Below are 11,686 nucleotides of genomic sequence, written 5' to 3' on the forward strand. Positions count from 1 at the left end.
TTTTCTATATACAGAAACTCCTCTATGAGCAAACCCGTTTTTACCCACACCCAAGACCAATTGCAACAAATTGCACAAGATATGTTGCTATTTGCAAAAGAAAAAGGCGCTTCGGATGCCGCAGTAGAAATTAGCGAAGGTGGCGGTTTATCGATCAGTGTCCGAAAAGGCAAGGTGGAAACGATAGAACAAAATCGAGATAAAGGTATAGGTATTACCGTCTATGTCGGTCAGCGTCGTGGAAATGCCAGCACGTCTGATTTTTCGACGCAGGCTTTGCGTGACACTGTCGATGCTGCGTATAACATCGCGCGTTTTACCGCAGAAGATGATTGTGCGGGCTTGGCTGATGCTGATATGTTTGAAATGGCACCGCGTGACCTGAAACTGTGCTATCCGTGGTTAATTGGTGCCGAGGAAGCAATTGAAATTGCTACGCGTACTGAGGCTGCCGCATTTGCAGTGGATAAGCGTATTACCAATAGCGAAGGCGCTAGTGTGCACGTACAGCAATCGCATTTTGTATCAGCCAACTCACGTGGCTTCATGGGCGGTTATCCGATTTCGCGTCATACCATTTCGGTTGCGCCTATTGCGGGCAAGGGTGCCAAAATGCAGCGTGACGATTGGTATTCTTCGCAACGCAATCCAAAAAAATTGGCTAAGCCAGAAGACATTGGCCGCTATGCCGCGGAACGTGCCTTAGCGCGTCTGAACGCACGTAAGCTCGACACCCGTAAATGTCCGGTGCTATTTGAGGCACCACTGGCGGCGGGTTTATTGGGTTCATTTGTGCAGGCTACGTCGGGTGGTGCTTTGTATCGTAAGTCCACTTTTTTGCCGGATTCCTTGGGGACACAAATTTTTCCTGAGCATGTACAAATTGTCGAAGATCCGCATGTTCTGGGTGCCGTTGGTTCTTCGCCGTTCGATGACGAAGGTGTCCGCACTAGTCGTCGTGACGTGGTCAGCAATGGTGTATTGCAAGGTTATTTTTTGTCTTCGTATTCTGCACGTAAATTGGGCATGAAAACTACTGGCAATGCCGGTGGCTCGCATAACCTGAGTATGACTTCCAGTCTGACCAAACGTAGCGATAATTTTGCCGGTATGCTCAAAAAGATGGGCACAGGTTTGTTGGTGACTGAGTTAATGGGGCAAGGTGTCAATTATGTGACGGGTGATTATTCTCGTGGTGCGTCTGGTTATTGGGTAGAAAACGGTGTGATTCAATACCCGGTAGAAGAAATAACGATTGCGGGCAATATGCGCGATATGTTCAAGCAAATCGTCGCTATTGGTGCCGATACTCTGACCCGTGGCACCAAAGAAACTGGCTCCATCCTGATTGAAAGTATGATGGTGGCAGGTAGTTGAGTTCGCTAGTTCGGTAGATTGGTAAGGGGGCAACCCGCTATTCCGTGAGTAGTTATCCTGCGCGGGTTGCATTCTCCCTAAGTAGTTTCGTTATGCTCAGCCATTTCTTTATCCGCTGTTTCGCCAACTGCAATCGTAGTCTCGATGCACTTTAATGCTGGAAACGCGCCTGTGGCTGACGTGGATTCGGCGTCTCAAACCAACTATCCTTGCGGTCAAAAAGAAAATGCCATATCGGTATTTGAATGCCATGATATTGCTACTCCTCAATATTTTAATGATGGTGCTATTTCTGGTCATTAGTTGCGCGTGATCTGCGAGTAACAATACTTTTCTGATCAGATTCAATCTTTGCCCATAATTTATTGAAACCTCGTGCCATGCTTAAACGTGATTCGGTCGATGGGTAGCTATTATTCGGAACAGAATTCGCTTCAACTCGCTGTAGTTTTTGGAAAAAGCTGACCATACTAGCGCTATCCCAGCCGGCCATATGCGCGAGTATCATCCCTAATTGATCTGCTTCACTTTCTTGAATGTTGGACAGTGTGGCCAACTTTAATTGCATAGAGATATCCGTCTCCAAACGTCCCATCATTACGTCTAGCGTATCTCCGGGTTGTGCATTGATATGGAGTGCTTCTGATAGTTCTTCTCTATGATGTTCTGCAATGGCGTGTGCCATTTCATGCCCAAGTAAGGTGGCTAACTCACTATTACTCAGTTTTAAACGTCGTACAAATTCGCTGCCGATCAGAATTTTTCCACCTGCCATGCAGTAAGCGTCGACTTGTTGTTCGCTGGTGATGTGGATTTCCCATCGCCATGTACTGCTTTCAGGTTTTAACTTTGATGCTGCCGAAATTAAGCCGCGGGCGATGGTTTTTATTCTGCTTAATAAAGCCGGATCTTGATCGAGTTGTTTGTGACTACGAAGTGCGTCGATATGTTCATGATAGCGATCTGCCGTTTCTGCATTGACTGCTGCGGTTGAATATGCCAACTCTTGCCAGCGCCCAGTCTCTGGCACTTGTGCATAGCCAGGTATCAGGCTTACACAAAAACCAAACAGACCTACGGTAAGTAAATGTCGTATGAACATTTTATCCTCCGCACAGAATATGTTTGAGGTGAGGACATCGACTACAACCTGTTAATTTAATATAGGGCGCTAAAGTCGTGCCAGCAAGCAATCTGCAGAGATGTATCTATTTTTTACGTTTGTCTTTGCATCGTGTTTTGATGTGGGCAAGATGGGTAAAGACTTTTTGGCAAGGTTTTGGGTTGAAATCTGCAGCTTCATGATGATTGAAACTGAGTTTGCTGGGATGATTGCAGCAATGGATAATTGACACCGGGGCATTAGTATTGACGCCAATAAGCTGTATATTCGTAAGGCCTCGCCTGTCAATAGTCGTGGGGCTTTCAATGCGCAAGGCCTTTTTTGCGTCCGGTCTTCTTGAGTAGTTCGTTATAATAGTTTTATCTTATAGGATCACAGCTTGATGTAAAACGTTAGCATTTTAGGAGTGACGATGTCTTTCTCTAATCAGTGGATGATCTGGGCGCTGTTATCGGCGGTATTTGCGGCGATGACGGCCATCTTTGCCAAGGTGGGCATTCGTGGGGTTGATTCTGATCTCGCCACCTTGATCCGTACCGCCATCATTATGCTGGTATTAATCGCTTTTGTATGGGGTACTGGCAAATGGCGCAATCCATTTGAATTGTCTGCCAAAACTTGGATATTTTTGAGCTTGTCAGCGTTGGCGACGGGTGCTTCGTGGGTTTGTTATTTCAGGGCATTGCAAGTGGGGCCAGCTTCTCAGGTTGCACCGATCGATAAGTTGAGTCTCGTGCTTGTGGCGATATTTGCTGTTGTCTTTTTGGATGAGCGGCCGAGTTTGCGTGAGTGGAGTGGTATTGCAATGGTGGCGGGTGGCGTATTGTTGCTCGCTTTTAAGCGTTAGTCCGTTTATCCGCCGTATTGCGATGTCGTGCTTGGCAGTTTCTGGGATAATGTGGACTTTAACATAGTCATCATGTATTTCTCAGCGTGATAGTGTTGCAGGAAGAAATTATGAATTGGCTTTATCTTGGTTTGGCAATTATTTGCGAAGTCGTCGCGACCTCTGCACTTAAAGCATCGGCAGGTTTTACGCGTCCTTTGCCCACAGTGATACTGGCGTTTGGTTATGGCGCGGCGTTTTACTTTTTATCTTTAACTTTACGCAGCATACCGGTTGGCATCGCCTACGCGGTCTGGTCGGGAGTTGGCGTCGTGTTGATTTCCCTGGTCGCGTGGATATTGTATGGTCAGGAATTGGATGTGCCTGCCATGCTAGGAATAGGCTTGATCGTTGCTGGCGTAATTGTGCTGAATATGTTTTCTAAGACGGTGAGCCATTAATTCATTGTCTCCATTGTCTCAAGACTCAGTGAGTCAAAACTGATACGTGTGATAACCTGTACTAATTTTTGAACCCCCAATGTCTATTCTTGATAAACTCAAATTATTCCCTCTTTCTCGTGCGATGGCACTGACCTTGTTTTCATGGTCTGCTTATTCTAGTTTGTTGCGAGGTTTCTCTTCGCATTTGATGAGTGAAGTTCTGATTGGGTTTGCATTTGTCTTCTGGTGTCTGGAGTCTTTTTTAAAGCCGTTGGTATTTGGTAATCCAACGCCTGAATTTTTAGAGCGCAAGGCACAAGCAACTGTAGGTTCACCTGCTTTGCATCATTTTTTAACTGTCAGTGGTTTGGTCTGTCTGGCTGGTGGTTATATCGCACGTTATTTTATTGAGCGTTAATCTTCGTTGCTGCTTGATTGTTCACCGGCCTGCCTGAAAATAGCATTTCCACTTTGATAGATCGTTTCCCTTAGATTGTTTTATGCCTTTGCTTTCTGACCTACATCCGTATCACTTTCCGCTGTTATATGCCGCCGCTCTGTACCAGGCGCCTTTAAGCCAGACTAAACTGCTGGAATTGATGCAGTTGAGCGGTCAGACTGACATGAAGGGCAATCCGTATCAAGCCAAGGTGCTCAAGGACGTTGGGCAAGAATTAACTCATCGTATGGTGCTAAGGCAGGAAATTGGCCTTGGCTTCGTCTTGCGCGAAGACTTGCGCATGGCTGTGCTACTGCATTTGCAGCAAAGTGGAGCATTAAAAAATTGGATCAATAATGTCCGCGATCTGTTGAAACGACATGGTGAGTACCACCACTGGAAATCCTACGACGCCAATTTTTATCGACGCGAAATGATGTTCTCAGTGCTACACGGAAGAACCGATGAAGCACTGCTGTGGCGAGAAAAATTTTTTAGTGTTGCGACTGATCATATGCCTGCGCCGGGTTTTGAATTTTTTGTTGATCAGGATGGGCTGGATTTATTTACGACCCTAAGACCGATTGATCAAGGTATGTTGCTCACTGATGTGATCGCCAAAGCGAATTGGAATTTAAACGATTGCCGATTAACGTATGACTTTGCTTGTGAGCAGGCGGAGCAGCAAGCGAATAGCTGGCCGCAATTGATGGGGTTACTCGCTTGGCAAGCTTTACTGCGTGGTGATTTTGAGCGCTTAGAACAATTTAAATTGCGCTTATCACCGCAAACACAGGCGGAGTTTTTAATCGCCTCTGCGGTACTGCAGCACAACATGAATGCAGCCGTTGGTGTGATCCAGACTTACATTGAAATTCAAAAAGCAGTCACTGGTAAGCGTAAAGTCTTCATTCCCGAATTGCTGGGATTATTCAGTAGCGTTGCACTGCTTGCGAAAAATGATGCCGCCAGCCTTAAACTTGCCAAGGCACAGGTAGATGACGGTGTAAAACAAAAACATGCGTATAGCTATTACGTATTGCAGCCTTTGGTCAACCATCTGGCACAAGGTGTAGTGCTGCCTGTATCGCATTTCAGTACCCGCATACCACACGACGTGGATGCCTTATTTGAGGCGTTGGCAGCCCATTGGCAAGACGCACCGCCACACCCTAAATTACACCCCAAATTAGTCGATATGCGCGCTACTATGCAGCGCTTGGGTTATTTATGGGTGGCCGCAGAATTAGATGTGCTACTAGCGCGCCAATTTAATGAACCGCAAATCATGCCTGATTGGCATGCACAAAAAAACATTCGCCCGCTGATTGAAGTCTTGCATCGCGAAGAAGCATGGCAACGTGCATTGAATGCCCTAACTCAACTCAAACCCATGTCCGAAGTAAAGCTTGCCAAAGCTGGTGACGACACGCGTCTTGCGTGGTTGCTGGAATACCATTTTCAACAATTGAAAGCCGAGCCGCGTGAACAAAAGCGTAGTGCCAAAGGTGTATGGAGTAAAGGACGTCCAGTCGCTTTGCGACGTTTAGTGCAAGAGCAAGAAAGTATGTCATTTTTGACAGAGCAAGATATCAATATTGCTGGCTGCATACGGCGATTTTCGGATAGTTACTACGGCGGTAGCGAGTTTGAACTCAATATCGATAGAGCATTGCCTTTGATTGTCGGGCATCCTGCGGTGTATTGGGATGATGCGCCGGATGTGCGCATTGATGTGATTAAAGCCGACATTGCTTTGCAGCTTAAAGAAAGCGGCGATCAGATTACGCTGCAATTGGATCCATTTGTCAGTCCGGATGCCAGTATCGTCTGGAAAAAAGAAACCCCGACCCGTTTAGCTGTGTATGCCTCTAGCCCTGAAATTAAGCAAATCACAGGCATTCTGGGACGAGGATTAACAGTACCAAGTAGCGCCAAAGCACAATTGGTTGATGTGATTGCGGCAATTGCACCGCATCTAGCGATTCATTCTGATTTGCCAGAGCTGGCTGCGCATATGAAAAGCGTGGATGCGGATCAGACAATTTATGCGCATTTGCTCCCGTTACAAGAAGGTCTGCGCTTGCAATTATTGGTCAGGCCACTGGCAGATGGTGGCTGGTTCACTCCTGGTAAGGGTGCTGCGAATGTGCTTGGCGAGCAAGGCGGCGTGCCGGTGCAAGCAAGTCGGAATTTAAAACTTGAAGCAAAAAATTTGCAGCAAATAGTCAGCGCGTGCTCATCGTTAGTCAACGCCGAAGACAATGGACAAGAATGGCAATTACAACATCCCGAGCAATGTCTGGAATTGTTGGGTGAACTCAAGGCGATACCAGAAGCCACCTTGCAATTGATCTGGCCTGAGGGTGAACGTTTCCGAATTAAGGGCAGCCGCTCTTTGCAAAACCTGCGCTTAACGATTAAGAAGCAAGGCGAATGGTTTGTCGCTGGTGGTGAAATTTCGCTCGATGATGGTCGTGTACTGGCTCTGCGCGAACTTTTGCAAATGGCTGAATCAACCCGCGGACGCTTCTTAAAATTAGGCGACAATGACTATCTGGCGTTGACCGAAAGTTTCCGCCAACGACTCGATGAGCTGCGCGCGCTTGGAGAGTTGACGGGTAAAGATGGCGTGCGAGTTAATGCGCTTGCTGCACCCGCTTTGGCTGCCCTGGCTGAAGAAGTGGGCGAATTAAAAACCGATGCCGCCTGGCGTGAACAAGTCAGCAAGCTTGATGCGCTGGTCGATTTTTTACCGAAGGTACCATCAACGCTACAAGCTGAATTGCGTGATTATCAGTTAGCTGGTTATCAATGGTTGGCGCGCCTTGCGCATTGGGGTGTTGGTGCTTGTCTGGCGGATGACATGGGCTTGGGTAAAACCGTGCAAGCTTTGGCTTTGTTGCTTGATCGCGCGCCTAATGGCCCAGCTTTAGTTGTGGCACCCATCTCCGTGGCCATGAATTGGCAAGCGGAAGTTGTGCGTTTTGCACCGACCTTAAAAGTGCGGGCTTACAACAGCAACCGCTCTTTAGCAGATCTGGGACCATTTGATATTGTCATCGCTAGTTATGGTATGTTGCAATCGGATGCCGAAAGCTTTGCTGCGCAACACTGGCATAGTGTGGTACTCGATGAAGCACAAGTCATCAAAAACTCGGCAACCAAACGTAGCCAGGCAGCAATGGCATTAAATGCCGATTTCAAAATGATCGCCAGTGGCACACCTGTCGAAAACCATCTTGGTGAGTTATGGAACTTATTCCGCTTCATCAATCCCGGTTTGCTTGGTTCCAAAGATCGCTTTACCGAACGCTTTAGCACTCCGATCGAACGCGGTGACAAAGACGCGCGTCAGCATCTGAAAAAGCTCATACAACCATTTATATTGCGCCGTACCAAAACACAAGTACTGACCGAATTGCCATCGCGCACTGAGATTACTTTGCAAGTTGAACTCAGTGATGAGGAGCGTCATCTATACGAAGCACTGCGTCAGGAAGCTTTGGATAAAATTGCCGCCCTGAGTGCAGAGGAAGGTCAGTCACTCAAAGTCTTGGCAGAGATCACCAAACTACGCCGCTTCTGCTGCCATCCACAGTTGGTATTAAAAAATTCGACTATCAGCGGCAGTAAGCTCACCGTGGTGGAAGACACGATAGAAGAACTATTGGAAAATCGCCACAAAGCTTTAGTCTTCAGTCAGTTTGTTGATCACTTAGCGATCGTGCGCAGCAGCCTCGAACAACGCGGCATCAGCTACCAATACCTCGATGGCAGCACACCTGCAACCGAGCGTAAACGCCGCGTCGACGCATTTCAGGCGGGCGAGGGTGATGTATTCTTGATCAGTCTCAAAGCGGGTGGCACGGGCTTGAACCTGACCGCCGCCGATTATGTCATTCACCTCGATCCGTGGTGGAACCCCGCTGTGGAAGATCAAGCCTCTGATCGTGCGCATCGCATGGGGCAGCAACGACCCGTCACAATTTATCGACTAGTGACACAAAATACGATAGAAGAAAAAATCATTGCTTTACATGCTGAGAAGCGTGACCTGGCAGATAGTTTGCTTGATGGCGGTGATGCTTCGGCACGCCTCGATACATCCGCATTGCTGCGTTTGTTGAAAGAAAGTGTGTAAAGCGACGTCGTCACCTCGGGCGGCTTGCGCCCGCCTGATGGAACTAAGGAATCAAATCCTTTCACTCTGCTTATAAATCACCTTTCCAACAATGATGCAGGCATCGCCCTGGCAAATCTTTTTACGATATTTTCGTTGGTCGGGGTTGTCTGAGAAAAGCCACCATTGACCGTTGTCACGAACGAGGCGTTTAACGACAGCCTCGCCTTCGTAGTTCACTGCGAATACTTCTCCATCGCTTGGTGTTTTGTCTTCCGTATTGATGATCACTGTATCGCCAGCATACAGTGCAGGTTCCATCGATTTATCTTTAATTTTTATGGCGACAAGTTTTTCAGGATTGTAGTTGTTTTTTTTAAACCAGCTTTTTCTGAATGCGAGCGGCTGGTCATCGTCAGATGTCTGATCGGTGGCAAAGCCAACTGTTTCTGCAGACAAGTGAAATGTAACCCTTCGGACTTCGATTAAATACGGCGCAGCATCATTTGCTACGCCAACCTTACCAGCTGTGTGTGTTGAAAAAGAATCTGTTTTCTCTGATGAAGGGTCGATGCTCACTTGTTTTACTGCGGAATTGAGTTCCTGTGCGAGGCGGGGGCTTATGTCAGCGAGAGTCACGCCTAGTCCTCTGGCATAAATTAATGCGGCCTCCAGGCTAATTGGTCGGACAGCATTGATGTGCTGATAAATCATTGCTTGACCACCTCGCAAATGTTGATCGCGAGCGAACTTTGCCCGGTTGATTTTCTCAAACCTGGCTTTTAAGTGGCGAGCTTCTTCTTCTGTTGTCCATATATCCATGCATAGCAATGCTATAGAAAATAAACTATAGCTTGGCTTGCTTTTGTTGTATAGCAATGCTATATTTTTATGTATCAAATAGAAACGAAACTTTGCTTTTCTTATTTAAATCGCGACGTTCCACTTATACGGCGTAAATAGTTGTTTTGCTAAAAATAGAAGGAGACATAATTGACTCTCGAACAATTGCACAGCATCTTTCCACTTGCAGGTTCCCAGGCTGAATTGTTTTTCGCTCCACTAACTCAGGCAATGCAGGAATTTGAAATCAATACGGCTTGGCGTCAATCAGCGTTTCTGGCGCAAGTGGGGCACGAAAGTGCGCAACTGCTCTATGTGCAAGAGCCAGTGAGTGGTCGGACATATGAGGGACGCATTGATCTTGGTAATACGCAAAAGGGTGACGGGATTAGGTATAAAGGGCGTGGTTTGATCAATATTACTGGGCGCAAAAATTACAGCGCCGTCATGAAAGGTCTCGGTATTGATTGTCTCGACCAACCAGAATTGCTGGAGCAGCCAGCGTTTGCCGCGCGTTCAGCCGCCTGGTATTGGAAAAATGAAGGACTCAATGAGCTCGCAGATGATGGACTCTTTATCATGATCACAAGGCGCATTAATGGCGCCGCATGTAATTTGTCGAATCGCTTTGCTTTATATGCCGCAGCAAGGGCTGTTTTATTAGACAATGAGGAAAAAAAGTCTCAACGTTGCCTGGGTTGAACTTGTTGATAAGGGTAAGGTTTTTTAAAGAGTTTTTTGCCGATGTTTGTGCACATGTTGATTGAAATTTCTCCATTCCACTTCGTTAGCTTTGGTGATTTCTACTGTTACGGGGCACTCAAGGTACAATAGCGCTTTGTTGAATATTTGTTGTTTCTATTGTGACTACTTCTGCTTTACCCCCACGCCGCGTGTCGGTTGCCCCGATGTTGGATTGGTCTGACCGCCATTGCCGCGAATTTCATCGTCATATCACGCGTCATACCTGGTTGTACACCGAGATGGTGACGACTGGCTCTTTGTTACATGGTGACGTGCAGCGTCATCTGGAATTTAATCCGGGCGAGCATCCTGTTGCTTTGCAATTAGGCGGTAGTGAGCCTGCAGATCTGGCGCAATGCGCGAAGATGGGGGAGGAGTGGGGTTACGATGAAATCAATCTCAATTGTGGTTGCCCGTCCGAGCGCGTGCAAAAAGGCGCGTTTGGTGCGTGCTTGATGGCAGAGCCGCAATTGGTCGCAGATTGCGTTAAGGCGATGAAAGATGTTGTCAGCATTGATGTCACCGTTAAGCATCGGATTGGGATTAATGATGTGGATTCATATGAATTCATGCGTGACTTTGTCGGGCAAGTGGCAGAAGCTGGTAGCAAGACGTTTATCGTCCATGCACGCAATGCGATTCTCAAGGGCTTGAGTCCGAGGGAAAATCGTGAAATTCCGCCGCTCAAATATGACTATGCGTACCGCCTCAAAAAAGAATTTCCTGAGTTAGAAATTATTTTGAATGGTGGCATCAAAACGACCGATGAAATGACGCAGCATTTGCAGCACGTAGATGGCGTGATGATAGGGCGTGAGGCGTATCACAACCCGTATTTCATGGCGAGTTTTGATGCGCGTTTTTATGGTGATGATAGTCCGGTAAAAACACGAGAAGAAATTTTGCACGCGATGATCCCGTATATTCATCGTCAAGTAGAGCTGTACGGCAATGGTGGCAAAGGCTTGCGCATCAATAGCGTGATTCGTCACATGCTGGGTTTGATGATGGGCATGGTTGGTGCCCGCGCTTTCCGTCAAACTCTCTCTGATAGCAAAAAACTCGCGCTGGGTAACCCGAACATTTTGATCGAAGCAATTGAACGCATGCAGACGATTACGGCTTACGATAGAAGTGCGGAAGAATTATCTGCCTGAGGCTATTGACCTATTGGACGGTGCCAGCTAATTTTTCTCTGATACGTTAGCAAATGTAAGCATTGAATACGTATTTGTGTCGCGGTAGTGGTAAGCGTAAAAATTTGTAATAACTGCAAGTGAGTATAGCTTCAACCGCTATATTGTCGCCTGTTTCACTGCACGCTCCTCATCTCACTAAGGTGTGAGTTTATGCCCGCTCTAAATTTTTTTAGTGCGGGCTTTTTTGTATGAGTGATTCGCTATGGACTGCATGATCGGCAGGAAACGCTTTTCTGTGCATCGCCAGGAGGGCCCAAAGGGAATAAAAAATGTCATTTGGACTGACTATTGCTAATTAGTCGAAAGACTTGTATAATGCGGAGCTCTCTTGGTGCAGTATTTCACTAAGGGTTTCAGTGGTGGTCGTAGCTCAGTTGGTAGAGTCCAGGATTGTGATTCCTGTTGTCGTGGGTTCGAGCCCCATCGTCCACCCCACCGAATACGTTGTAAAATCAAAGGGTTACATGCTTAGGCGTGTAACCCTTTTTTTTTGTCTACTTGCTTTTCGAATCCATGTAACTGCGGTGTAATCCGATTTGCAAAATGCCAGGTCATTTAGTTATCTTCCT

9 protein-coding genes and 1 tRNA gene are annotated in these 11,686 nt (G+C 46.9%); 8 read left to right on the forward strand and 2 right to left on the reverse strand.

Annotated features, from left to right (window positions below; translation table 11 throughout):
• Positions 1-24: 24 nt before the first annotated feature.
• Entirely contained in the window at positions 25-1,377 is a 1,353-nt protein-coding gene (gene pmbA, locus ACO0KY_RS05410) for a metalloprotease PmbA (RefSeq protein ID WP_186914155.1), read from the forward strand.
• Between the two features lie 286 nt (positions 1,378-1,663).
• On the opposite strand, the gene ACO0KY_RS05415 is transcribed toward pmbA, so the two are convergent.
• Positions 1,664-2,479 (reverse strand): M48 family metalloprotease, encoded by an 816-nt coding sequence (locus ACO0KY_RS05415; protein WP_423044759.1) that lies wholly within the window; start codon positions 2,477-2,479, stop codon positions 1,664-1,666.
• Between the two features lie 433 nt (positions 2,480-2,912).
• Here ACO0KY_RS05415 and ACO0KY_RS05420 point away from each other — a divergent pair, with 433 nt between their 5' ends.
• From ACO0KY_RS05420 to ACO0KY_RS05435, 4 genes are all read left to right on the forward strand, one after another.
• Positions 2,913-3,347: an EamA family transporter gene (locus tag ACO0KY_RS05420; RefSeq protein WP_186914157.1), complete on the forward strand. Its 435-nt coding sequence runs from the start codon at positions 2,913-2,915 to the stop codon at positions 3,345-3,347.
• 107 nt (positions 3,348-3,454) lie between these two features.
• A complete protein-coding gene (locus ACO0KY_RS05425; RefSeq protein ID WP_423044874.1) occupies positions 3,455-3,787 on the forward strand; it encodes a DMT family transporter in 333 nt (110 codons plus the stop codon).
• 79 nt (positions 3,788-3,866) lie between these two features.
• Positions 3,867-4,187, forward strand: coding sequence for a hypothetical protein (locus ACO0KY_RS05430; protein ID WP_423044760.1), 321 nt, complete (start codon positions 3,867-3,869; stop codon positions 4,185-4,187).
• Positions 4,188-4,269: 82 nt separating this feature from the next.
• Entirely contained in the window at positions 4,270-8,352 is a 4,083-nt protein-coding gene (locus ACO0KY_RS05435; RefSeq protein WP_423044761.1) for a DEAD/DEAH box helicase, read from the forward strand.
• Between the two features lie 51 nt (positions 8,353-8,403).
• On the opposite strand, the gene ACO0KY_RS05440 is transcribed toward ACO0KY_RS05435, so the two are convergent.
• Positions 8,404-9,153: a S24 family peptidase gene (locus ACO0KY_RS05440; RefSeq protein ID WP_423044762.1), complete on the reverse strand. Its 750-nt coding sequence runs from the start codon at positions 9,151-9,153 to the stop codon at positions 8,404-8,406.
• Positions 9,154-9,324: 171 nt separating this feature from the next.
• Here ACO0KY_RS05440 and ACO0KY_RS05445 point away from each other — a divergent pair, with 171 nt between their 5' ends.
• From ACO0KY_RS05445 to ACO0KY_RS05455, 3 genes are all read left to right on the forward strand, one after another.
• Positions 9,325-9,876: a glycoside hydrolase family 19 protein gene (locus ACO0KY_RS05445; RefSeq protein ID WP_423044763.1), complete on the forward strand. Its 552-nt coding sequence runs from the start codon at positions 9,325-9,327 to the stop codon at positions 9,874-9,876.
• A 161-nt stretch (positions 9,877-10,037) separates the two neighbouring features.
• Positions 10,038-11,075 (forward strand): tRNA dihydrouridine(20/20a) synthase DusA, encoded by a 1,038-nt coding sequence (dusA, locus tag ACO0KY_RS05450; protein WP_423044764.1) that lies wholly within the window; start codon positions 10,038-10,040, stop codon positions 11,073-11,075.
• Between the two features lie 401 nt (positions 11,076-11,476).
• Positions 11,477-11,552, forward strand: a tRNA-His gene (locus ACO0KY_RS05455).
• The last annotated feature ends 134 nt before the right edge of the window (positions 11,553-11,686 follow it).

The sequence above is a fragment of the Undibacterium sp. Dicai25W genome (genome assembly GCF_049340505.1).
GTDB lineage: Bacteria > Pseudomonadota > Gammaproteobacteria > Burkholderiales > Burkholderiaceae_D > Undibacterium > Undibacterium jejuense.